The sequence below is a fragment of the Serratia liquefaciens ATCC 27592 genome, assembly GCF_000422085.1.
Lineage (GTDB): Bacteria > Pseudomonadota > Gammaproteobacteria > Enterobacterales > Enterobacteriaceae > Serratia > Serratia liquefaciens.
Genome location: NC_021741.1, coordinates 3254353 through 3277474 on the forward strand (window position 1 = coordinate 3254353; position 23122 = coordinate 3277474).

Consider the following 23122-nt stretch of genomic DNA (forward strand, 5'->3'; position numbering starts at 1 on the left):
GGGCGACCATGACCTTCAATAACGATCCACTCGTCACCTATGTCCTGCGTCAGGGCGATACGCCACTGATCCTCGCCCAGCGCTTGTGCGCCTGGTGCGGCCACGCGCCGGAACTGGAGATCGACCTGGCGCTGGCCAACATCGGCCTAGACCTACTCGGCCAGGCGCGCAACTTTCTCGGTTATGCCGCCGAACTGGCCGGGCCGCAATTCAGCGAAGACCGACTGGCCTTCGGCCGTGACGAACGTGAGTTCCATAACCTGCTGCTGGCGGAACAGCCCAACGGCGGCTTCAACGACACTCTGGTGCGGCAGTTCCTGATGGACGCCTACCACGTGCAGCTGCATCTGGCCTTGAGCCAAAGTCGCGATGCGCAACTCGCCGCCATCGCCGCCAAGTCACTGAAAGAGGCGCATTACCACCTGCGTTTCAGCCGTGGCTGGATGATCCGTCTGGGTGACGGCAGCCCCGTCAGCCACCAAAAAATGCAGCAGTCGCTGGATGGCCTGTGGCGTTTTACCGCCGAGCTGTTCCATGCCGATGAGCTTGAACTGCAGTTGGCAGAACAGGGTATCGCCGCCGATCCGCGCCAGCTTGAGGCTCCGTGGCTGGCGCTGGTTGAAGAAACGCTGCAACAGGCCACCCTGACGCTGCCGGCAGAGCAGGCGTTCCGCCACGGCGGTAAACAGGGTCGGCACAGCGAACATCTCGGTCCGCTGCTGGCCGAGATGCAGTTCCTGCAACGCGCCTATCCCAACGCAAACTGGTAAGGGGCCGCTATGAACATTACCCGGCTGCAGGCCGCGGAAATTCCGCAAATCTGGCACTGCCTGCAACAGATCAGCGATCCGGAACTGCCGGTGCTGTCGATTACCGATCTGGGCATGGTTCGCGACGTTGAAGCCGACGGCGACGGCTGGCGCATTACCTTTACGCCAACCTACTCCGGCTGCCCCGCCACCGAGTTCCTGCTCGAAGCCATCGAGCAGCGGCTGGCCGAGGCCGGCTTTGCCCCGGTCAAAGTGGACATTCGCCTCAGCCCGGCGTGGACCACCGACTGGATGAACGCCTCGGCGCGTGAACGGCTGCGTGAATACGGCGTCGCACCGCCACAGGGCCATACCTGCGACAAACCGCAGGCTGCAGGCCCGGTGCCCTGCCCGCGCTGCGGCAGCACCCACAGCGAAAAAATCAGCGAATTCGGCTCCACCGCCTGCAAAGCGCTGTATCGCTGCTGCGATTGCCGCGAACCCTTCGACTATTTCAAATGCATTTAGGAGCGCAGAAAACCATGACGGTCTTCCATCGCCTGAACGTCGCCGCCATCGAGCGCGAAACGCCGGACGCCGTAGCTATCACTCTGCGCGTGCCCGAAGAGCTGAAAAGTCATTACTGCTACACCCCCGGCCAACATCTGACGCTAAAGGCGCAGGTGGATGGCGAAGAGCTGCGCCGCTGCTATTCCATCTGCAGCGCTCCTCAGGAAGGGCTGCTGCAGATCGGCGTTAAAGCCATCCATCAGGGCCGCTTTTCCTCGTTCGTTAATCGGCTACTGAAAGTCGGCGACGCGCTGGAGGTGATGGTGCCGCAGGGCCGTTTCGGCTACCAGCCACAGGCGGAAAACAGCGGCAACTACCTGGCGATTGCCGCAGGTTCCGGCATCACGCCGATGCTGTCGATCATCAAAGCCACCCTGCAACTTGAACCAAACAGCAGCTTCACGCTGATTTACGGCAACCGCAGCAGCCGTTCGGTGATGTTCAAGGAGACGCTGTCCGATCTGAAAAACCGCTATCCACAACGTTTTCAGCCGCTGTATCTGTTCAGCCAGGAGAGCCTCGACAGCCCGCTGCTCAGTGGGCGCATCGACCGCGAGCGCCTGTTGGCGATCGGCGGCGCGCTGCTGGATTACCGCGACTATGACCATGCCTTTATCTGCGGCCCGCAAACCATGATGGACGACGCCCAAAGCGTGCTGGAACAGGTCGGCGTAGCCGCCGAGCGTATCCACAGCGAGCGCTTTAACACCAGCGGCGTGGTCGCCCGCCCGGTCAACGACACCCCGCGCAACGCCACGCGAGTGGCGATTTTGCTCGATGGCCGCCGGTTGGATATCGAGGTCGGCTCGCAGGACGACAGCATTCTGGACGCGGCGCTGCGTCAGGGTGCCGATCTTCCCTATGCCTGCAAAGGCGGCGTGTGCGCCACCTGCAAGTGCCGGTTAAAAGCCGGTCAGGTGGACATGGCCGTCAACTACAGCCTGGAGCCGGATCAACTCGCGGCAGGCTACGTATTGAGCTGCCAGTCGTGGCCACGCGGTGACGGTGTGGTGCTGGACTTTGACGTATAGGAGCCGCCAATGGAAACCCCTTTGATCCTGCAACATCGCCAGGCGCGCGTGCTGACGCTGGAACTGCACCGTCCACAAGCGCGCAATGCCCTGAACACACCCTGCCTGGAGCAGCTGGTTTATTTACTGGAACAGGCCGATGCCGATACCGCCATTGGCGCAGTAGTGATCACCGGCACAACGCGTTTCTTTGCCGCCGGTGCCGATCTGCACGAACTGCAACGGCAGGACCTGCCCGCTACGCTGACGGATCGCCGCCCGCTGTTGTGGCAACGGCTGGCGCAGTTCAGTAAACCGCTGCTGGCGGCAGTGAACGGCTATGCACTCGGCGCCGGCTGCGAGCTGGCGCTGGCCTGCGACATTGTCATTTGCGGCGAAAGCGCCCGCTTTGGCCTGCCGGAAATCACCCTCGGCCTGATGCCAGGGGCCGGCGGCACTCAGCGCTTGATTCGCTGCGTCGGTAAGTCCTTCGCCAGTCAGATGGTGCTGAGTGGCGAAGCCATTAACGCCTCGCGCGCATTGCAGTGCGGGTTGGTCAGTGAAGTGTGCGTCGACGCCCTGACGCTGGAACGCGCACAGCAGATCGCCGAGCACATCAGCAGGCAGGCCCCGCTGGCACTGCGCGCCGCCAAACAGGCGCTGAAACAGGCGGAGGAAACCGGCCTTAGCCAAGGGCTGCTCATCGAACGCCAGCAGTTTGCCACCCTGGCCGCCACCGACGATCGCCGCGAGGGCATCGCCGCCTTCTTCGAAAAACGTACGCCAAACTATCAGGGGCGCTGATTTATGGAAAACGCATTGATTCTCACCCACCTTGAAGCCGGGGTGCTGACGCTGACCCTCAATCGGCCAGACCGGCTCAATAGCTTCAACGACGAGATGCACCGCCAACTGAGCGAAGCCTTGACCCTCGCCGAGCGGGACGAAACCGTACGCTGCCTGCTGATCACCGGTGCGGGACGTGGCTTTTGCGCCGGGCAGGATCTGAACGATCGCAACGTCAGCGTCGAACAGCAGGCGCCGGATCTCGGCCTGTCGGTAGAGCGTTTTTACAATCCGCTGATCCGTCGTCTGACCGCCCTGCCAAAGCCGGTGGTGTGCGCCGTCAACGGTGTCGCTGCGGGGGCCGGCGCAGCGCTGGCGCTGGCCTGCGATATCGTGATCGCCGCCGATAACGCCAATTTTATTCAGTCTTTCTGCCGCCTGGGGCTGGTGCCGGACTCCGGCGGCAGCTGGTTCCTGCCCCGTTTGGCAGGCCACGCCCGCGCCATGGGCATGGCGCTGCTGGGAGATAAAGTCAGCGCACAACAGGCGCTGGCATGGGGCATGATCTGGCAGGTGGTAGCGGCGGACCAACTGGCCGCCACCAGCCAAACGCTGGCACAACACCTGGCCACCCAACCCACTTACGGGCTGGGGCTGATTAAAAAAGCCCTCTACAGCTCGGCGAACAATACCCTCGATCAGCAGCTCGATCTGGAGCGCGACCTGCAGCGCCTCGGCGGCCGCAGCGACGACTACCGCGAAGGCGTCAGCGCCTTCTTCGCCAAACGCCCCCCTAATTTCAGCGGGAAATAATCATGAACCTGCCGAACGTCAACGCAAGGGTCGCCGTGATTGGTGCCGGCACCATGGGCATCGGTATCGCCCAGGTGGCGGCCGGGGCCGGGCATCCGGTGTGGCTGTTTGATATCGATGCCGCCGCCGCCCGGCAGGCACTCGATGCGTTAGGCCAACGCCTGCGCCAAAGGGTCGAGTCCGGCAAGGCCGACGCCGATGCCACCGAGGCCCTGCTGGGCCGTATTCAGCCGGTCGAGTCGCTTGACCAGTTGGCCGACAGCGCACTGGTGATAGAAGCAGTGGCGGAAAAACTGGCGATCAAACAGAGCCTGTTTCGTGAGCTGGAAGCGCTGTGTTCCCCCGCCGCACTGTTCGCCAGCAACACTTCATCGCTGTCGATTACTGCCATCGGCGGTGCACTGCACCATCCACAGCGCCTGGCCGGTTTGCACTTCTTCAACCCGGCCCCGGTGATGAAGCTGGTCGAGATCGTCAGCGGGTTGGACACCAGCGCCGAAACCGTTGCCGAACTGCAGGCGCTGACCCGGCAATGGGGCAAACAAAGCGTGCTGTGCCGTTCCACGCCCGGCTTTATCGTTAACCGCGTGGCGCGACCTTTTTACGCCGAAACCCTGCGCGCGCTCGAAGAACAAGTTGCCGACGCCGCCACGCTGGATGCAGTAATGCGCGACGCAGGCGGCTTCGCCATGGGGCCACTGCAACTGACCGATATGATTGGTCAGGACATCAATTACGCCGTCACTGAATCAGTGTTTCAGGCCTTCTTCCAGGATCCGCGCTTCACGCCGTCTTTGGTGCAGCAGGAACGGGTGGCCGCCGGGCGTCTGGGCCGCAAAAGCGGGTGCGGCTTTTATCGCTATGACAAACAAGCGCCACCTCAAATTGTCGCCGGGTTACCTCCATCCTCAGCGGAATTGCCGCACAGCATTAAGCTGCACGGCGACGCGGCAGGCGTCACTCTGCTGGCCGAGTTACTGGCAGGAAATGCGGAGGCGATCATACAACCCGGCCAGACCAGTGCTTTTGCCCAGATCGATGAAGTTACATTTATGTTAACAAATGGTAAAACAGCCAGCCAGGTCGCCGATGAAACCGGAACCCCCGTGGTGCTGTTTGATCTGTCCGCCCAGTATGCCCAGGCCTCCACCGTCGCCATCAGCTGCGCGGCGCAAAACGATGCCAGACACAACGCCACTGTGGTACGTCTGCTGCAATCCCTTGGCAAGAAAGTGATCCTGTTGCCGGACTACCCGGGCCTGCTGGTGATGCGCACCCTCGCCATGTTGGCGAATGAAGCGCTCGACGTGGTGAACAAGGGCGTCGCCAGCGCCGCCGATACCGACCACGCCATGCGCTGCGGGGTTAACTACCCGCGCGGCCCGCTGGAATGGGGTGCGTCATTAGGCTGGCGACACATCCTGACCACGCTGGAAAATCTGCAACGCTTCTACGGCGAACCCCGCTATCGCCCGATGCCGTTGCTGCGCCACTACGCATCCCTTTATTCAGGAGCCCAATGATGAATGCCAATACGCCCCACGCGCTGGCGCAACGCTGCGCCGAACAGATGTTTCAGCAGGACACCTGCGCCCAGGCGATGGGCATGCGGGTGGATGCCGTCGACGCCGGGTTCGCAAAAGTCAGCATGACCGTCGGGCCGCAGATGCTCAACGGACACCAGACCTGCCACGGCGGGCAACTGTTCAGCCTGGCGGACACCGCTTTCGCCTACGCCTGCAACAGCCAGGGGCTGGCGGCGGTAGCGTCCGGCTGCAGCATAGACTTTATCCGCCCGGCGCTGGCCGGCGATCGCCTGACGGCCAGCGCTGAGGTGCGCCATCAGGGCAAAACCACCGGTCTGTATGACGTGGAGATTGTCAATCAACTGGGCAAGACCGTCGCCTGGTTCCGCGGCCGCGCACATCGGCTCGGTCACGCCATTTTAGGGGAGCAAGCATGAACCAGGCTTTTATCTGCGACGGCGTCCGCACGCCGATTGGCCGTTACGGCGGCGCCCTGGCCAACGTCCGCGCCGATGACTTGGCTGCACTGCCGCTGCGCGCCCTGTTGGCCCGCCACTCGCAGGTGGACTGGTCGAGGGTTGACGACGTGATCCTCGGCTGCGCCAATCAGGCCGGGGAAGACAACCGCAATTTGGCCCGCATGGCGGCATTGCTGGCGGGCCTGCCGGTTAACGTTTCCGGCACCACGCTCAACCGCCTGTGCGGCTCGGGATTGGACGCGCTGGCGACGGCGGCCCGCAGCATCAAGGCCGGTGAAGCCGGTTTGGTATTGGCCGGCGGCGCAGAATCGATGACCCGGGCCCCGTTGGTGATGGGTAAGGCCGACAGCGCCTTCAGCCGTCAGACGCAGCTGTATGACACCACGCTCGGCTGGCGGTTTATCAACCCGCTGATGCAGGCGCAATACGGCACCGAATCCATGCCCGAAACCGCCGAAAACGTAGCGGAAAAATTCAACGTCAGCCGCGCCGATCAGGACGCCTTCGCTCTGCGCAGCCAGCAACGGGCCGCGCGAGCGCAAGCGTTGGGGATATTCACGCAGGAGATCGTGCCGGTCAGCCTCAGCGGCAAGAAAGGCGCGGTCACCCTGTTTGACCAGGACGAACACCCGCGTGCAGATACGCGGCTGGAACAGCTGCAGGCGCTGAAAACCCCGTTCCGCCAACCCGGCACGGTGACCGCCGGCAACGCTTCCGGCCTGAACGACGGCGCAGCGGCGCTGATCGTCGCCTCGGAGGCAATGGCAGTGAGTCAGGGATTAACACCGCGTGCGCGTATCGTCGCGACGGCAACCTGCGGCGTCGAACCCGGTTTAATGGGCATAGGTCCGCTACCGGCCACCCGTAAAGTGCTGGAACTGGCCGGGCTGAGCCTGGCGCAAATGGATGTCATTGAACTGAACGAGGCTTTTGCCGCCCAGGCGCTGGCAGTATTGCGCCAGCTTGGGTTGCCTGACGACGCCCCGCAGGTGAACCCCAACGGCGGCGCGATCGCCCTTGGCCATCCGCTGGGCATGAGCGGCGCGCGTCTGGCGTTAGCTGCCCTGTTCGAACTGGAACGGCGTTCCGGCCGCTACGCGCTTTGCACCATGTGCATCGGCGTCGGCCAGGGCATCGCCATGATTATTGAGCGAGTCTGACCCCGAGGCTAACTATGACAATGAATCCACAGCCACTCGACGCCATTGAGTTCGCCTCGCGCGATGAGATTGAGGCGCTGCAACTGGAGCGCCTTAAATGGACGCTGCACCACGCCTACAACAATGTGCCGATGTACCGACGCAAGTTCGATCAGGCGGGCGTCCATCCCGACGATCTCAAACAGCTGAGCGATCTGGCTCGTTTCCCTTATACCACCAAGCAGGACCTGCGCGACAACTACCCGTTCGACACCTTCGCCGTGCCGATGGAACAGGTGGTGCGTATTCATGCCTCGTCAGGGACCACCGGCCGACCGACGGTGGTCGGCTACACCCAGCGGGATATCGATAATTGGGCCGATATCGTCGCGCGCAGCCTGCGTGCCGCCGGCGCTACCGCCAAAGACAAGGTACACGTGGCATACGGCTATGGCCTGTTCACCGGCGGGCTGGGGGCTCATTACGGCGCGGAGCGACTCGGGGCGACGGTGATCCCGATGTCCGGTGGGCAAACCGAAAGGCAGGCGCAGCTGATCCTGGATTTCAAACCCGATGTGATCATGGTGACACCGTCCTACTGCCTGACGCTGATCGACGAGCTGGAACGCAAAATGGGCGGCGACGCCCGTGGCTGCTCGCTGCGCCTCGGCGTCTTTGGTGCCGAACCCTGGACCGAAGCGCTGCGGCATGAAATTGAAAGCCGCATGGGCATCAAGGCGCTGGATATTTACGGCCTGTCCGAAGTGATGGGGCCGGGCGTGGCGATGGAATGCGCCGAAAGCGGCGGCGGCCCGACCATCTGGGAAGACCATTTCCTGCCGGAAATCATCTGTCCGGAAACCGGCGTGACGCTGCAGGACGGCCAACACGGCGAGCTGGTGTTTACCACGCTGACCAAAGAAGCGCTGCCGGTGATCCGCTACCGTACCCGCGACCTCACCCGCCTGCTGCCGGGCGACGCGCGCCAGATGCGTCGCATGGGGAAAATTACCGGCCGCTCCGACGACATGCTGATCATCCGCGGCGTCAACGTGTTCCCGTCGCAGGTGGAAGAGCAAATCATGCAGTTCGAACAGCTGTCGCCACACTATCAGCTGCAGGTCAGCCGCAGCGGGCACCTGGATACCCTGGCGGTGCGCGTTGAATTGAAGGAAGCGGCGCTCAGCCTCAGCCACCAGCAACGCTGTGAGATTTGCCACCAGTTACGCCACCATATCAAGTCGATTATCGGCGTCAGCACCGACGTCAGCATCGCCAACTGCGGCGACATCCCGCGTTCAGAAGGCAAGGCCCAGCGCGTGGTCGATCTGCGGCCTCGCTGATTGCCCCGGCGTCACGGATGACGCCCGAATGATTTGTGGTAATGTTGTGCTTCACCGTCGGCTAACCCATGGAAAAATATGGAACATAAACTGGATGAGTTTATCCGCCATGCTATAGAGGCTCAGCCGATCAGCGGCACCTCGCTGATTATCTCCCTCTACGGCGATGCGCTGAGCCACCGGGGCGGCGAAGTCTGGCTTGGCAGCCTGAGCGCGCTGCTGGAGGCCCTGGGTTTTGGTGACCGCTTCGTGCGCACCTCGGTATTTCGCCTGCAGAAAGAGGGCTGGCTGGAGGTTGAAAAAATCGGCCGTCGCAGCTTCTATCGGGTGACCGATCAGGGTATGCGTCAGTTCCGCCATGCCGAGTCGAAAATCTATCTCAGCGAACCGCCCGCCTGGGACGGGAAATGGGATTTGCTGTTGCTGGAAAGCGCGGAAAAGGAGGAGCGGGCACGGTTGAAAAAAGAGCTGGGTTGGCTGGGCTTCGGCCAAATAGCCAGCAATCTGATGGCGGCCCCCACCCACGCGCAAACCGACGTCACCGCCCTGCTCGGCGAACTTAACGCCAGCGAACAGGTGATCTACTTCCGCGCCGACTATCCCTATAACCGCTCGGAGAAAACCCTGCAACAGCTGGTGGCCAACTGCTGGGCGCTGGCTGACGTCGCTGCCGATTATCACGAATTTATCGTCTCTTTCCGCCCGCTGATGGCGCTGCTGCGCGAAGCCGATGAAGCGCTGCTGACGCCCCAGCGCTGTTTCCAGATTAAGCTATTATTGATCCACTTCTTCCGGCGCGTGGTGCTCAAAGATCCTCTGCTGCCGGACGCCCTGCTGCCGGCGCAGTGGGAAGGACAGATTGCCCGTAACCTGTGCATCAATATTTATCAGCGGGTAGACCGCGCAGCGACCGAGTATGTCAGCGCCATGGCCGAGACCACTATCGGTGCTCTGCCTGCCCCGGCAGCTGGCTATTATCGACGTTTCGGCGGCCTGCCGCGCGACCCTACAGTATAAGGAAACTTTGCTATGCCCGTGTATCAGATTGACGGCCTGACGCCAGTGATCGATCCCAGCAGTTACGTACACCCTACCGCCGTACTGATTGGCGATGTGATCGTCGGCAAACGGGTTTATATCGGCCCCAACGCCAGCCTGCGCGGCGACTTTGGCCGGCTGGTGATTAGCGATGGCGCCAATATTCAGGACAACTGCGTGATGCACGGTTTTCCGCAGCAGGACACCGTGGTGGAGCAGGACGGGCACATCGGCCACGGCGCCATCTTGCACGGTTGCCGCATCCGCCGTAACGCCATGGTCGGCATGAATGCGGTGATCATGGACGGTGCAGAGATCGGCGAAAACACCATCGTCGGTGCCATGGCATTCGTCAAGGCCGCCGCGGTGATCGAGGCCAATAAGCTGGTGGTCGGCAGCCCGGCGCGGGTATTGCGTGACCTGACCGAACAGGAGTTGGCGTGGAAAGTCGCCGGTACGCGCGAATACCACGATCTGGTTGAACGCTGTAAATCCTCGCTGCAGGAGGTTGCGCCACTGACCGCCATTGAACCGGGCCGTCAACGCCTGAGCTTTGGCGACCACCTGATCCCGAAAAGCCAGCTTTAATCCTGTCGAAAACCGCTATTCAGGCCAAAAGTGGTTTACAGTAAACACCCTGTTAACCCACTTTTATCTGGACCGGAATAGATGCCCAGAACGGCCAAAACGGTTGAAGTCCCCGCTATCGGCGAGCTTGATCGCCATGCGGGGCAGCTTAGCCTGCAACTTGCCCAGGCGCTGCGCGCTGCCATAGGCAAAGGCGAACTTAAACCGGGCGATCTGCTGCCCTCAACCCGCGTACTGGCGGGCGCATTACAGCTTGCCAGAGGAACGGTGCTGGCCGCCTTCGAGCAACTGACGGCGGAAGGATTTCTCGAAGCGCAGCCCGGTTCGGGCACTCGGGTGGCGTTGTCGCTCACCCGCCCGGCCCCCGCGCCGGTCAAACACCCGGACGCCGGCGACATGCCGCTTTCCGATCAGGCGCTGGCCCTGGAGCACTTTGCCGCCCAGTTGCGCCCTCTGCCACCGGTCCCCTTCACCGTCTCGGTACCGATCAACGATACCGCGCCCGACGACGTTTGGCGCAGGCTCGGCAACCGTATCCGCGCCAGAGGCCCCGGCGCCCCCGCCGGTTATGGCGAACCGCAGGGCGCATTGCCGCTGCGTGAGGCGATATGCGAATACGTTCGCAAGTCCCGTTCGGTGCACTGCACGCCGGAACAGGTGATCATCACCTCCGGCACACAGCAGGGGCTCTATCTCGCCACGCAGATTCTGCTGGATGCCTGTGAGACCGCCTGGGTTGAAGATCCCGCTTATCACGGCATTACCGCCATTTTTAATACCGTCTTCAGAGACCGGAAAATGGCCAGAGTGCCGGTGGACAGCGAAGGCATAGCGGTCGCGGCAGGCAGGAAAATCGCGCCGCAGGCCAGAGCCGCCTTTGTCACTCCCTCTCATCAGTACCCCTTGTGTATGCCCATGAGCATGTCGCGCCGGCTTGAGCTGCTGGCATGGGCCAAAGCGCAGCAGGCCTGGATCGTCGAAGACGATTACGACAGTGAAATGCGTTATTCCGGCCACCCGTTTCCTTCGTTGCAGGGGTTGGATCCGGCCAGGGTTATCTACCTGGGAACCTTCAGCAAGGTGCTGTTCCCTTCGCTGCGTCTGGGCTACGCCATCGTTCCTCAGCCCCTGGTGAATGCCTTCTGCGGTGCGCGAGTGCTGATGGATCGCCACCCCCCCAGCGCCGATCAATACGTTCTGGCCAGTTTTATGGCGCAGGGACATCTGGATCGCCACATTCGTAAAATGCGCGGCGTGTATGCGGAAAAAAGGCGAGTGCTGACCGACGCCATCAACGCGCAGGTTTCTGCCGAGCTGGCCACTCTGCACCACAGCGATCAGGGCATGCATATGCTGCTGTGGTTAAAAGCGGATTTGGACGATCGGCAGGTTGCCCGCAAAGCCGCCGAGGCCGGGATAGCCGTCGGTGCACTTTCGCCGATGTATAGCCCCGGCAGCGGGAAAAACGGATTGATACTCGGGCTGGGGGGCTACACGGAACAGCAGATCCACCAGGCGGCCCAAAAGCTGAACCGGGTGCTGGCGGCCTTGGCTACGGGGTAAGGCAGGCCTTACCCCGTCTTATTACTTACCGCGAAAAACGCTTGGCGCCGTACACGCACACCAATACGCCGACCATTACCGCAATCATTGAAGGTTGAATGCTTTCATGCAGCACCAGCCCGGCCAGCGCCAGACCAAAAAACGGCTGCAGCAATTGCAGCTGTCCCACGGCGGCGATGCCCCCCTGCGCCAAACCGCGATACCAAAAGATAAAGCCAATCCACATGCTGAACAGCGAAATGTAGCCCAGAGAACACCAGGCGCCGACGCTGACCTGTGGCCAGGCTGGCGGGGCCGTCACCACGGCCGCCGCTGCCGTCAACGGCAAAGCCACCACCAGCGCCCAGGAGATCACCTGCCAGCCGCCAAGCTTGCGCGTCAGCACGGCGCCTTCCGCATAGCCCAGGCCACAAAGCAGCACTGCGGCCACCATCAGCAGATCGCCAAGCCAGGAGCCAGTCGCCCCCTGGCTTAACGCAAAAGCGCCAACCAGCAGGCTCCCCAACACCGAAAACAGCCAGAAAGCGGCTTTGGGCCGCTCACCGCCCCGCAGTACACCGAAGCAGGCGGTAGCCAGCGGCAACAGCCCGATATACACCAGCGCATGCGCCGAGGTGGTGTGCTGCAAGGCTAGCGCCGTGAGCAAAGGAAAACCGATCACCACCCCGAGCGCGGTGAGTGCCAACGGCGCCAGGTCGCGGCGCTGCGGCCAACGCTGGCGCATCAGCGTCAATGCACTCAGAGCCAGCAAGGCCGCTAGCACCGCGCGCATCGCGGTGAGAAACATGGGATCAAACTCTTGCACCGCCACGCGAGTGGCAGGCAAAGAACCGCTGAAAATCAACATGCCCAGAAAGCCGTTGATCCATCCCTGCGCCGAATGCCTGGCCACCGGCATACTGTTGCTACAGCCAATAAGGCGCCGTTTTTCTGTCCCACTGCTCATTGCAAACCACTCCATAACCCCAGAAAAGGCTTATTCTCCGGATAAAGTGGTTTATCACCAGAGCCACATATTCACATTTTCAGTGAACCGGTTTACTCCACGCTCGGTGTTTCCATTACCGCGGGTACGGGCTGATGACGGCTGTAGAAGAAGTAGATAGCCACCAACAGCAGGGTAAACGGAATGCCAAACCACAGCGTCATCCTGAAAAATTCGGTGAACGCCGTCGAGATCAGCAACGCGGCCATCAAACCGGCACCGGCCAGCGTGGTGTAAGGAAAGCCCCACATGCGAAATTTAAGGTGGGTTTGCCGGTGCTGACGGCGGAAAAACAGGTGCGTGACAAAAATCATCAGCCAGGTAAAGCAGGCACCGTACACCGAAATAGACATCATGGCGGCAAAAGATTTTTGCGGGTAGACCAGACTCAACACGATCGACACCACGATGCCGATGCAGGACATCGCCAGCGCGCTTACCGGGATACCGCGTTTACTGACCCGGCCCAGCGCAGCCGGAGCTTGCCCAGCGCGTGACAGCGAGAACATCATGCGGGTGGTGATATACAGTTGGCTGTTCATCGCCGACAGCGCGGCCACCAGAACGATAAAGTTGAAGATACCGGCGGCGGCAGGCAGGTGGATGACGTTCATCGCCACCAGGAACGGACTTTCGCCGGTACCGGACTGCCGCCAAGGAACGATTGCCAGCATCAGCGCAATCGACAGCATGTAGAAAATGAACAGTCGTAAAATGGTGCCCTTGAACGCGGTTTTTACCGCAATCACCGGGTTCTTGGCCTCACCGGCGGCGACGGCGATCATCTCGATGCTCAGGTAGCTGAAAATCGACACGATCACCGCAAACCACATGCCTTTCACGCCAAACGGGAAGAAGCCACCGTTGGCAGTAAAGTTTTGCAGACCAAAGGCCGGGTTGGCAGAAAACATCAGAATACCGATGCCGATGGCGATAAAGGCGGCAATGGCCACCACCTTGATGGTCGACAGCGCATATTCCACCTGACCGAACGATTTAACGCCAATCACGTTAATCAGGATCACCGCCGCAGAGAACAACAGCACCCAGGGCCAGATTGGCGTGGTCGGGAACCAGAACTGCATATACATGCCGATGGCTGTCACCTCGGTCCCCACCGCCAATACCACGCAGGACCAGTAAGAATAACGCACCAGAAAACCAAACAGCGGACTGATGTAAAATTCGGCATAGTCGCCAAACGAGCCCGGCGTCGGGTGTTCTGAGGTCATTTCCGCCAGGCATCCCATCAGTAATAACGCCACGATGCCGCCGATAAAATAGCTCAGCAATACGCTGGGCCCGGCCATCTGAATGGCATAGGCACTGCCGAGAAACAGCCCGGTACCGATAGCGCCGCCGATCGCCAGCATCGACATCTGCCCGGCGGTGAGCTGTTTCTGCAACCCGCCTTGCCGCCGGGCGATTTCGTCAAAACCTTTTATCTGTTTCATAGCAGTCTCCTACCTTTTCATGCAGTGCGGGTGACGTCCAGAATGGCGGCAGTAACGTAGTCGACATTGTTTTGGTTCAGGCCCGGCAGGCACATGCGGCCAGGCGCCACCAGATAGATGGCGTAATGTTGCCGCAGTCGTTCAAGCTGCTGGGGGTTCAGGCCGGTGTAGCTGAACATCCCTTTTTGGTCACGGATGCGACGGTAGTCCAGTTGCGATCCCCCCTGCTCCAAGCCGGCGGAAAGAATTTGGCGCATCTGTTGAATGCGTTGACGCATGTCCGCCAGTTCGCTCTCCCACTGTTGACGCAATTCGGGGTCCGTCAGCAGGGTTTCCACAATCTGGCTGCCATGGGTCGGCGGGCAGGAGTAACTGCGGCGGATCAGCGTTTTTAATGCGCCTTTGACGTTCTCCGCACTCTCTGGGCCGGCGCAACGAACCGAAAGCCCACCCAGCCGTTGACCATAGAGGGCGACATTTTTCGAAAATGAGTTGGCGACCATAAATTCCAGATCCGTTTTCAGCGCCTCACGCAGGGCAAAGCAGTCTTCATCCAACCCCTCGCCAAACCCTTGGTAGGCAATATCGAACAACGGCAACAGGCGGCGGCGCTGCAGCACTTCGAGGGTGGCACGCCACTGTGCCTGGCTGAGATCGGTGCCGGTCGGGTTATGGCAGCAGGGGTGCAGCAGCACCACGCTGCCTTCCGGCAGACTGCCTAACGTATCCAGCATCGCGTCAAAGCGCAGCCCGCCGTTGGCCTCATCGAAGTACGGATAGGTGTGCACCTTCAGCCCGGCCCCCTCAAAGATGGCCCAGTGATTGGCCCAGGTGGGATCAGAGACCCAGATGTCACGGCGCGACAGAAAGTGATGAATAAAATCCGCCGCCAGCTTCAGTGCACCGGAGCCGCCGACGGTTTGTACCGTAGCTATCGACGCTATTGCCGCCTCGCCAAACAACAATGCCTGCACCTGTTGGGCAAACAGCGCTGAACCTTCGATTGGCGGATAGCCGTGCGGGCTGCGCCGCTCAAGCAGGCGCTGCTCCGCCGCCTCCACCGCCTGCATCAGCGGGATCCTGCCCTGCCGATCGTAATAAAGGCCAATGCCCAGATTCACTTTCTGGCTATTTCCATCCTGTAAATAAGCTTCCATCAACGACATAATAGGATCGGCCGCCGAACGGCCAATGTGATTAAACATAGCGATTCCTTTATTCATTATTGAATGAATGAGCAGGTGGGAATTAAGTAATAGATAAATCAGACGGTGGCGCTAACGGTTATTTCTATTTTCATGCCGGGCACCACCAGTTTATCGACTATCACCGTTGAACGATTGGGATAAGGGAAGTTAAAGTATTTTTTATAAATTTCATCGAGTAATTTAACGTCATTGACATCGGTCAGATAAATAATGACCTGTAATACCTTATCGCTGTGGCTATTTGCCGCTTTCAGGGTTTGAGCCAAATTATCGAATGTCAGGGCGATCTGCTTTTCCGGCGCGCCGGTTTCAATACTGCCGTCGGCTCTGACCGGGCCATGGGCGGTGAACAACATGCCGCCGCCCTGGGTAGCCCAGGAGAAAGGTTGACCGATTTCCGGCAGGCCGGTGTCAATGATGGTGCGCATGGTTTATTTCCCCGTAGTGGTTAGCAGGTGAGTCAGGGCGCCATCCCAGGCGAACAAGGCATCCAGCACGTTATAATGGTTGGCGCCGTCGACGGCGACCAGGGTGACAGGCTGGCTTTTTTCCTTCAGCGCAGCGTAATAGTGCCTTGACTGACCAATCAATTCCGGCAGCTCATTGGCACCGTAAAACAGCGTCATCGGCTTGATACGCTGCGGAATATGCCGCACCGGACTCAGTTGGGTAATTTGTTGCTCGGTCAACTGCAGTCGTCGGTTAACGTAGGTGTTTAATAGCGGCTCCAGTTCGAAAATGCCGCTGATCGGTAAGGTCGCGTCGACCACCGGGTGATGCTGCCAGACGCTGGCCAGATGCCCGCCGGCAGAGTGGCCGCACAGGTACACTGGCGCCGGCTGACAGACGGAAAGCCGTTGTTGAATCGCGTCCAGCGCCGCTCCGGTTTGCCGGCAAATATCGTCAAGCCGGGCCTCGGGCGCCAACGTATATTCCACCAGCACGACGTCAATACCTAACGACAACGGCACCTGCGCAATAAAAGCAAAATCATCCTTACGACAAAACTGCCAATAGCCACCATGAATAAATATTAAGGTCCCTTTACCCGGTTTGTCGGAATATAACCAGTCAAAAACTTCTCGCGGTGAATTTCCATAGGCAATATTGCACTCATTGCGAGTTTTTTGATAAACCGCCTGACTGCGGATTTGAAATGAGTTGAGGATCTCATCTTCATTATCCACCGTGCTACCGTTGTCGTAACTCCCCGCAACAAGTTTCATATATTAAACTTCGTTTATTATTTAAGATATGCGTTAACTATTAGCAGTCGTCAAAATATTGTCAAGAGAGGCGTTACAGCAATGCGCGCCCGGTAATATAAATCTTTTTCCGCGCCAAATAAGTTTCACTGGTTAAACTTATTTGGCGCCAATACCTATTTTTATCGCGCCTGAATTTGCGCTAATTGGCTTAATTCCTGCCAGGCATAATCCCAGAAGGTGCGTACCTTGAGCGGCATGCGCTGCATGTTTTGCGCCACCAACTGCACCGGCATCGGCAAAGGTTCAAACGCCGGTAACAGGCGTACCAACGTCCCCGCGGCCAAATCGTCTGCCACCTGGTACGACAATAGCCGGGCGATGCCCTTGCCCGCTCGCACCGCCAGTAACTGCGTTTCGACGTCATTGAGCAACAAACGTGGCGTTAGCCTCACCCGCTCGCCATTCTCCTGCGGGCCAAAGCGCCATTCGCGCAGCGATGCCCGTTGGGTACCCACGATGGTGTCATGCTCCGCCAGTTGCGCCGGCTCCTGCGGTTCGCCGCGCCGCGCCAGATAGTCCGGGCTGGCGACGGTCACCCGGGACACCTGCCCCAACCGGCGCGCCACCCGCGAAGAATCCTGCAAATGACCAATGCGCACCGCAACGTCCAGCCCCTCGTCAATCAAGTCCAGGTTGCGATCGTTGAGGACCATTTCAATCTGCATCTGCGGATACCGGTCAAGAAACGCCATCACCACCGGTGCCACATGCTTGCGTCCGAACTGCACCGGCGAGGTAATACGCAATAATCCGGTGAGCTGAGTGTCCGCCGTGTCCAGCACCGCGGCCTGATAGTCAGTAAGCAGCAAGTGCGCACGCTCCGCCAACCGCAACCCTGCCTCTGTCGGCGCTAACCTTCGGGTGGTGCGTTCGACCAATCGGGCACCAAAGCGCTGTTCCAGCGAAGCGATAGCCCGGGTGACGGCAGATGCGGAGCGTCGCAGCTTGCGCCCCGCCGCCGCCAGGCTGCCGTGCTGGACTACCGCCACAAAAATAGCCAATTCGTCCAGGCGATCCATAGACTGTTCCAAAAAGTGAAATTATCAATTTCTACATTGCCGGATTCCGCTCGCTGACTGCAAGAGTATGCTGGTAAAAATTCTTCAGGAGTCTGACCATGCACAAGCTCAAACTGTACGGCACCCCGCTTTCCGGCCACGTCCACCGCGTGGCATTACTGCTAAGCATGCTGGAGCTGCCCTACGAATTTATTGAATCCCCGGCCGAGGTTCGCCAAAGCGAAGCGTTTCGCCGCCTGAACCCTCTCGGCCAGATCCCGGTACTGGTGGACGGCGATTTAACGCTGGCCGACAGCAATGCCATTCTGGTTTATCTGGCGAAAAACTACGCGCCGGGCAGCCACTGGCTGCCGGAGACGCCACTGGCGGCTGCGCAGGTGCAGGCGTGGTTGTCCAAAGCGGCCGGAGAAGTACGCTACGGTCCGGCGTCCTGTCGCCTGATCGCCCAATTTTCCGTACCGGAGGACGACAGGGTTGCGTTGGCGATTAGCACGCGTTTCTTGCCGCAGATGGAGCTGCATCTGAGCGACCGTGATTACCTGGCGACAGAGCAGCCCACCATCGCCGATCTGGCCTGCTTCAGCTATGTGGCGGTGGCACCGGAGGGCGGTATCTCCCTGGCGCCCTATCCGGCCATCCGGCGCTGGGTGGCGCGCATCGCCGCACTGCCCGGTTTCTTTGCGATGCCCGCATTGCCGCACCCTGCGCAAAGGTAAATCCTATGACACAGCCGATGTTTCACCCTGACGAACTGCGCGCCCAGGTATTGGCCGGTTTTGACCGCGTCGGCGGCAACATTTACACCAGCATGCCCGAGCAGCACCGCGAATTTTTCGCCGCGCTGCCTTACCTGTTCGTCGCCACCCTGGACGAGCAGGGCTGGCCGGTGGCCACGCTGTTCAACGGCCCCCCTGGATTTTTACGCACGCCGGACAGCAACCACCTGCGCATCAGCGCCCCGCGTCGCCAGGACGACCCGGCGCAGGCAGCCTTGCAAACCGGGAGTCTGGTGGGAGCGTTAGGGCTGGACTTCAGCAACCGCCGACGCAATCGAGCCAACGGTCACATTACGCGCACCGATAAAAACCGCCTGGAAATTGCCGTCAGTCAGAGCTTCGGCAATTGTCCGCAGTATATCCAGCAACGCGAGCTGTATCCGGTAGCCACCCATCCCGCGCCGATTGAGCATCTCGCGACGCTGGACGCGGCGGCCCAGGCATTGATTCGCCAGGCGGATACCTGCTTCGTCGCCAGCTGCGCCCACAGCTCACTGGAACAAGGTGGCGTGGATATCTCACACCGGGGTGGCAAACCGGGATTTATCCATCTTCAGGATCACAGCCTGTGGATACCGGATTTTCGCGGCAACCGCTATATGAACACGCTGGGGAACCTGCTGGCGGAACCCAGGGCTGCGCTGCTGTTTATCGATTTTGAGCGCGGTGATGTTCTGCACTTGCAGGGAGAAACGCAGATCCTCTGGCAGGCGCAAATCGGCCAGGGAGTCACGGGGGCGGAACGTTATTGGCGCTTCGATATCCGCAGCGCGTGGCGTTTTTCACAGGCCCTGCCGTGGCGCGGGCGCAATCTGACGTATTCGCCGGCCACGCTGAGCACCGGCGTGTGGTCACAACCGGCATAAAAAACCCCGCAGAGGCGGGGTTAGCTAAATTTATACGCTGTGTTCCGCCGTCGCGGCGGCCTGATAAAGCTGGCGGAAATAACTCAGGCGTTCAAAGAACAAGCGGCTTTGCGCTTCGGACATGTTGCCCGCCACCTTGCCGGCGTCGATCTCACGCCCCTGCCACTCCATCAGCGCAATGCTGGAAGCCAAAAAATCCATGTTGCTGCTGTAGGCCGCAAGGTGCCGACTCACTGAAGTCATCATGCTGCACGCTCCTTTCAGGGTCTTAGGGTCATTTCGAAAAGGGTCATATGCCTGCTGATTTCAGTATCGGCCTGAGCGCGGGCATTTTTTGTACAGAAGGTGCGAATGGCGATAAATTGATCGGTTGCCAAGGATCGGGCAAATGAAGGCGGAAAAATTTGCTAGGGTAAAGGGTAGCCGTTTGGGGTAGGTCAACCCGTGTTGAATTCTGAAAAAGGAAGATAACCGATGAGCACTAACTTCTCCGCCCGCCTGAAAGATCCCACGCTGTTCCGCGAAGCCAACTACATCGATGGACAGTGGTTGGCGGCCAAAGGCGACCAAACTATCAAGATCCACAACCCCGCCACCGGCGAGCTGGTCGGTCAGGTGCCGGCTTTGGGTGCCAAAGAAACCGCGCAGGCGATCGCCGCCGCCAAAAAAGCCCAGCCTGGTTGGCGCGCGCTGACGGCCAAAGAGCGTGCCGGCAAGCTGCGCAAACTGTTCGAACTGATGATGGAAAACCAGGAGGATCTGGCCATTATCATGACCGCCGAGCAAGGCAAGCCGTTGGCAGAAAGCCGGGGTGAAATTGCCTACGCCGCCTCCTTCATCGAGTGGTTCGCCGAAGAAGGCAAGCGGGTTTACGGCGACACCATCCCGCAGAATCTGTCCGGTCGCCGCATTATCGTGCAGAAAGAGCCGATTGGCGTTTTCGCCGCCATTACGCCGTGGAATTTCCCGGCGGCAATGATCACCCGCAAGGCCGGTCCCGGCTGGGCGGCGGGCTGTACCGGGGTGATCCGTCCCGCCAGTCAGACCCCCTTCTCGGCGTTGGCGCTCGCCGTGCTGGCCGAACGTGCAGGTTTACCGGCCGGCGTGTGCAATGTGATCACCGGCCCAAGCCAGGCTATCGGTGGCGAACTGACCGCCAACCCGGACGTGCGCAAACTCTCCTTTACCGGCAGCACCGAAGTGGGTGCGCAACTGCTGGCGCAGTGTGCCCCGACCATCAAAAAAACCAGTATGGAACTGGGCGGCAATGCGCCGTTTATCGTGTTTGACGATGCCGATCTGGACGCCGCCGTCGCCGGTGCCGTCGCGTCCAAGTATCGCAACGCTGGCCAGACCTGCGTTTGCACCAACCGCTTCCTGGTACAGGACGGCATTTACGACGCCTTTGCCGAAAAGCTGAAGGTGGCAGTGGCCAAGCTGAAAGTCGGTAATGGCATGGATGATGGCGTCACCATCGGCCCGTTGATTAATCCGGCCGCCGTGGAAAAAGTCAGCGAGCATATCGCCGACGCGGTGCAGCACGGCGCCTCGATACTGCTGGGCGGCAAGCCCCATGAGCTGGGCAATAACTTCTTTACGCCGACCATTCTGACCAACGTGCCGCGGCAGGCCAAAATCTTCCATGAAGAAACCTTTGGCCCGGTAGCGCCGCTGATCCGCTTCGACAGCGAAGCCGAAGCCATTGAGTTGGCCAACGATACCCCTTTCGGTCTGGCTTCTTATTTCTACAGTCGCGACATTGGCCGGGTAATGCGGGTTGCCGAAGCGCTGGAATACGGCATCGTAGGCATCAATGAAGGGCTGATTTCCACCGAAGTGGCCCCCTTCGGCGGGGTTAAAAACTCCGGACTGGGGCGTGAAGGATCGAAGTACGGTATCGAAGATTATCTCGAGATAAAGTACCTGTGCCTGGGCGGATTAGGGATCTAGCCACCCGACGCTTTTATGCGGCCCGCTCACGCGGGCCGGTAAAGCCTGATTACCTTTAGCAGCCGCTTAAACGAGGTCAACAATGGAGTTATCCCCTGCCGTTCCCATTCTTCGCATCTTTTCGGTTGAAAAGGCCCGGGAGTTTTATCTGGATTTTCTCGGTTTCACGTTGGATTGGGAGCACCGTTTCAGTGAAGATCTGCCGCTGTACATGCAGATCACGCGTTCCGGTCTGAGATTGCATCTCAGTGAGCACTATGGTGACAGCACGCCGGGTTCCGCAGTGTTTATTCCCACCGAGGATATCGACGCGCTGCACCAGGAGCTATCAGCCAGGCAGTACCGCTATGCCCGGCCAGGCGTTGAAACCCTCGACTGGGGGAAAGAGCTTAACCTCACCGACCCCTTTGGCAACCGGCTGCGTTTTTGCCAGCAAATCGGCGACGCCTGACCCTTTTGGCGGCTAGCCGTTCAGGGCAGGCTTCTGGTACTGCGCGTCGCTGACCTTCTCCATCCAGTCTACCGGGCTGCCGTTTAACGATTCGGCGATGGCGATGTGGGTCATGGCGGTGTCCGGCGTCGCACCGTGCCAGTGTTTGACGTCTTCCGGGATCCATACAATATCGCCCTGGTTCATTTCCTGGATCTCTTCGCCCCACAGCTGGATCCAACCACGCCCCTGAGTCACGATCAGCGTCTGGCCGAGCGGATGGGTGTGCCAGGCGGTACGGGCTCCGGGCTCAAAGGTCACGGTGGCGCCGCCCACGCGGGCCGGTTCGCTACCGGCAAAAGGCGCATCGATGCGCACTTTACCGGTAAAGTACTCTTCTGGCCCCGGACGAGAAGGCTGGGAACCGCTGCGTTGAATTTTCACTTGTTTCTCCAGTTCGGCAGAGGCTGCCGACGTTAACATTGACAGGATAATTGTAGAGCGTGCGCGCCTTTTCGCCGGTCGGTGGCGGCGGTTCAAAAGCTCCCGCGGGCAACGGCCGCATCAACGTCCGACGTTTTGTTGCAAATGCGCCGGATAGCGATCGCCCTGAACCTCAATAACCGCGAGTGCCGCTTCAATGCTGCGCAGTTCTTCCGACGACAATGACAGCGACGCGGCCCCGAGATTTTCCTGCAGGCGATGCTGTTTGGTGGTCCCCGGGATTGGCACAATCCAGGGTTGCTGTGCCAGCAGCCAGGCCAGCGCTATCTGTGCCGGGGTGACCCCTTTTTGCTGAGCTATCTGCCCCAGCACGTCCACCAGCCCCTGGTTGGCTCTGCGCGCCTGCTCGCTGAAACGCGGCACCACATTGCGGAAATCGCTGCTGTCGAAGGTGGTATTTTCGTTGATCGCCCCGGTGAGAAAACCTTTCCCCAACGGGCTGAAAGGAACAAACCCAATGCCTAACTCTTGCAGCGTCGGCAAGATTTCCTGCTCGGGCTCCCGCCACCACAGCGAATATTCACTTTGCAACGCCGTCACCGGCTGCACCGCATGGGCACGGCGCAGCGTCTGTGCCCCCGCCTCGGACAGACCAAAGTGCTTCACCTTCCCTTCCTGGATCAGCGCCTTCACCGTACCAGCGACGTCTTCAATCGGCACATTGGGATCCACCCGGTGCTGATAAAGCAGATCGATCGTTTCGACGTTAAGACGCTTTAACGACCCTTCCACCGCCTGGCGGATATGTTCCGGCCGGCTGTTGAGCACCTGTTTGCCATCCGGCTGCGGCAGTTCAAAACCAAACTTGGTGGCTATGACGACCCGATCGCGTACCGGCGCCAGCGCCGCGCCCACCAGTGACTCATTGGTGAAGGGGCCATAAACTTCTGCGGTATCGAAAAAGGTCACGCCCTGATCCACAGCGGCTCGGATCAAGCCAATCGCCTGCTGTTTGTCGGTGGCTGGGCCATAGCCAAAGCTAAGCCCCATGCAGCCCAGTCCCAACGCTGATACCTCCAGCCCACTGTTACCCAGCTTACGTTTTTGCATTTTTCCTC

At 60.1% G+C, this 23122-nt stretch carries 25 protein-coding genes; 16 read left to right on the forward strand and 9 right to left on the reverse strand.

The window, feature by feature from the left end; translation table 11 throughout:
• Positions 1-8: 8 nt before the first annotated feature.
• The 12 genes from paaC (at position 9) to pdxR (ending at position 11604) form a co-directional block, all read left to right on the forward strand.
• Positions 9-770: a 1,2-phenylacetyl-CoA epoxidase subunit PaaC gene (paaC, locus tag M495_RS15350; protein WP_020827597.1), complete on the forward strand. Its 762-nt coding sequence runs from the start codon at positions 9-11 to the stop codon at positions 768-770.
• A gap of 9 nt (positions 771-779) precedes the next feature.
• Positions 780-1277: a 1,2-phenylacetyl-CoA epoxidase subunit PaaD gene (paaD, locus tag M495_RS15355; RefSeq protein WP_020827598.1), complete on the forward strand. Its 498-nt coding sequence runs from the start codon at positions 780-782 to the stop codon at positions 1275-1277.
• Positions 1278-1291: 14 nt separating this feature from the next.
• Entirely contained in the window at positions 1292-2350 is a 1059-nt protein-coding gene (gene paaE, locus M495_RS15360) for a 1,2-phenylacetyl-CoA epoxidase subunit PaaE (protein WP_020827599.1), read from the forward strand.
• Positions 2351-2359: 9 nt separating this feature from the next.
• The gene (paaF, locus tag M495_RS15365) at positions 2360-3133 is read left to right on the forward strand and encodes a 2,3-dehydroadipyl-CoA hydratase PaaF (RefSeq protein ID WP_020827600.1); all 774 of its coding nucleotides are present in this window, start codon (positions 2360-2362) and stop codon (positions 3131-3133) included.
• A gap of 3 nt (positions 3134-3136) precedes the next feature.
• Positions 3137-3928, forward strand: coding sequence for a 2-(1,2-epoxy-1,2-dihydrophenyl)acetyl-CoA isomerase PaaG (gene paaG, locus M495_RS15370; RefSeq protein ID WP_020827601.1), 792 nt, complete (start codon positions 3137-3139; stop codon positions 3926-3928).
• A 2-nt stretch (positions 3929-3930) separates the two neighbouring features.
• Positions 3931-5451 carry a 3-hydroxyacyl-CoA dehydrogenase gene (locus M495_RS15375; protein ID WP_020827602.1) on the forward strand — a complete coding sequence of 507 codons (1521 nt, stop codon included), beginning with the start codon at positions 3931-3933 and terminating at the stop codon, positions 5449-5451.
• The gene (gene paaI / locus M495_RS15380; protein WP_020827603.1) at positions 5451-5891 is read left to right on the forward strand and encodes a hydroxyphenylacetyl-CoA thioesterase PaaI; all 441 of its coding nucleotides are present in this window, start codon (positions 5451-5453) and stop codon (positions 5889-5891) included. The genes M495_RS15375 and paaI overlap by 1 nt, the downstream gene beginning before the upstream one ends.
• Positions 5888-7093 (forward strand): 3-oxoadipyl-CoA thiolase, encoded by a 1206-nt coding sequence (gene pcaF / locus M495_RS15385; RefSeq protein ID WP_020827604.1) that lies wholly within the window; start codon positions 5888-5890, stop codon positions 7091-7093. Before paaI ends, pcaF begins: the two co-directional genes overlap by 4 nt.
• Positions 7094-7107: 14 nt before the next feature.
• Positions 7108-8415 (forward strand): phenylacetate--CoA ligase PaaK, encoded by a 1308-nt coding sequence (gene paaK, locus M495_RS15390; RefSeq protein ID WP_041414726.1) that lies wholly within the window; start codon positions 7108-7110, stop codon positions 8413-8415.
• A 78-nt stretch (positions 8416-8493) separates the two neighbouring features.
• Complete coding sequence (gene paaX, locus M495_RS15395) at positions 8494-9432, forward strand: phenylacetic acid degradation operon negative regulatory protein PaaX (protein ID WP_020827606.1); 939 nt, start codon at positions 8494-8496, stop codon at positions 9430-9432.
• 12 nt (positions 9433-9444) lie between these two features.
• The gene (gene paaY / locus M495_RS15400) at positions 9445-10041 is read left to right on the forward strand and encodes a phenylacetic acid degradation protein PaaY (RefSeq protein WP_020827607.1); all 597 of its coding nucleotides are present in this window, start codon (positions 9445-9447) and stop codon (positions 10039-10041) included.
• An 81-nt stretch (positions 10042-10122) separates the two neighbouring features.
• Positions 10123-11604, forward strand: a complete 1482-nt coding sequence (gene pdxR / locus M495_RS15405; protein ID WP_020827608.1) for a MocR-like pyridoxine biosynthesis transcription factor PdxR — start codon at positions 10123-10125, stop codon at positions 11602-11604.
• A 25-nt stretch (positions 11605-11629) separates the two neighbouring features.
• Here pdxR and M495_RS15410 read toward each other — a convergent pair whose 3' ends face one another.
• From M495_RS15410 to M495_RS15435, 6 genes are all read right to left on the reverse strand, one after another.
• Complete coding sequence (locus tag M495_RS15410) at positions 11630-12502, reverse strand: DMT family transporter (RefSeq protein WP_046375019.1); 873 nt, start codon at positions 12500-12502, stop codon at positions 11630-11632.
• Positions 12503-12642: 140 nt separating this feature from the next.
• Complete coding sequence (locus M495_RS15415; RefSeq protein WP_020827610.1) at positions 12643-14043, reverse strand: amino acid permease; 1401 nt, start codon at positions 14041-14043, stop codon at positions 12643-12645.
• A 17-nt stretch (positions 14044-14060) separates the two neighbouring features.
• Positions 14061-15248, reverse strand: coding sequence for an amino acid aminotransferase (locus tag M495_RS15420; RefSeq protein ID WP_020827611.1), 1188 nt, complete (start codon positions 15246-15248; stop codon positions 14061-14063).
• Positions 15249-15307: 59 nt separating this feature from the next.
• Positions 15308-15679, reverse strand: coding sequence for a RidA family protein (locus M495_RS15425; protein WP_020827612.1), 372 nt, complete (start codon positions 15677-15679; stop codon positions 15308-15310).
• Between the two features lie 3 nt (positions 15680-15682).
• Positions 15683-16477 carry an alpha/beta hydrolase gene (locus M495_RS15430; protein ID WP_020827613.1) on the reverse strand — a complete coding sequence of 265 codons (795 nt, stop codon included), beginning with the start codon at positions 16475-16477 and terminating at the stop codon, positions 15683-15685.
• 161 nt (positions 16478-16638) lie between these two features.
• Positions 16639-17538 (reverse strand): LysR family transcriptional regulator, encoded by a 900-nt coding sequence (locus M495_RS15435; RefSeq protein WP_020827614.1) that lies wholly within the window; start codon positions 17536-17538, stop codon positions 16639-16641.
• A 98-nt stretch (positions 17539-17636) separates the two neighbouring features.
• Here M495_RS15435 and M495_RS15440 point away from each other — a divergent pair, with 98 nt between their 5' ends.
• Entirely contained in the window at positions 17637-18254 is a 618-nt protein-coding gene (locus M495_RS15440; protein ID WP_020827615.1) for a glutathione S-transferase family protein, read from the forward strand.
• Positions 18255-18259: 5 nt separating this feature from the next.
• Entirely contained in the window at positions 18260-19180 is a 921-nt protein-coding gene (locus M495_RS15445; RefSeq protein WP_020827616.1) for a PNPOx family protein, read from the forward strand.
• A 30-nt stretch (positions 19181-19210) separates the two neighbouring features.
• Here the strand turns inward: M495_RS15445 and M495_RS15450 are convergent, their stop codons facing one another.
• Positions 19211-19426 carry a glycogen synthase gene (locus tag M495_RS15450; RefSeq protein WP_020827617.1) on the reverse strand — a complete coding sequence of 72 codons (216 nt, stop codon included), beginning with the start codon at positions 19424-19426 and terminating at the stop codon, positions 19211-19213.
• 228 nt (positions 19427-19654) lie between these two features.
• Here M495_RS15450 and gabD point away from each other — a divergent pair, with 228 nt between their 5' ends.
• Together gabD and M495_RS15460 are read left to right on the forward strand one after the other, a co-directional pair.
• A complete protein-coding gene (gene gabD / locus M495_RS15455; RefSeq protein WP_020827618.1) occupies positions 19655-21130 on the forward strand; it encodes an NADP-dependent succinate-semialdehyde dehydrogenase in 1476 nt (491 codons plus the stop codon).
• Between the two features lie 82 nt (positions 21131-21212).
• The gene (locus M495_RS15460) at positions 21213-21581 is read left to right on the forward strand and encodes a glyoxalase superfamily protein (RefSeq protein ID WP_020827619.1); all 369 of its coding nucleotides are present in this window, start codon (positions 21213-21215) and stop codon (positions 21579-21581) included.
• Between the two features lie 12 nt (positions 21582-21593).
• On the opposite strand, the gene M495_RS15465 is transcribed toward M495_RS15460, so the two are convergent.
• Entirely contained in the window at positions 21594-22004 is a 411-nt protein-coding gene (locus tag M495_RS15465) for a (R)-mandelonitrile lyase (RefSeq protein ID WP_041415485.1), read from the reverse strand.
• Between the two features lie 120 nt (positions 22005-22124).
• Positions 22125-23114, reverse strand: coding sequence for an aldo/keto reductase (locus M495_RS15470; RefSeq protein ID WP_020827621.1), 990 nt, complete (start codon positions 23112-23114; stop codon positions 22125-22127).
• Positions 23115-23122 lie beyond the last annotated feature (8 nt).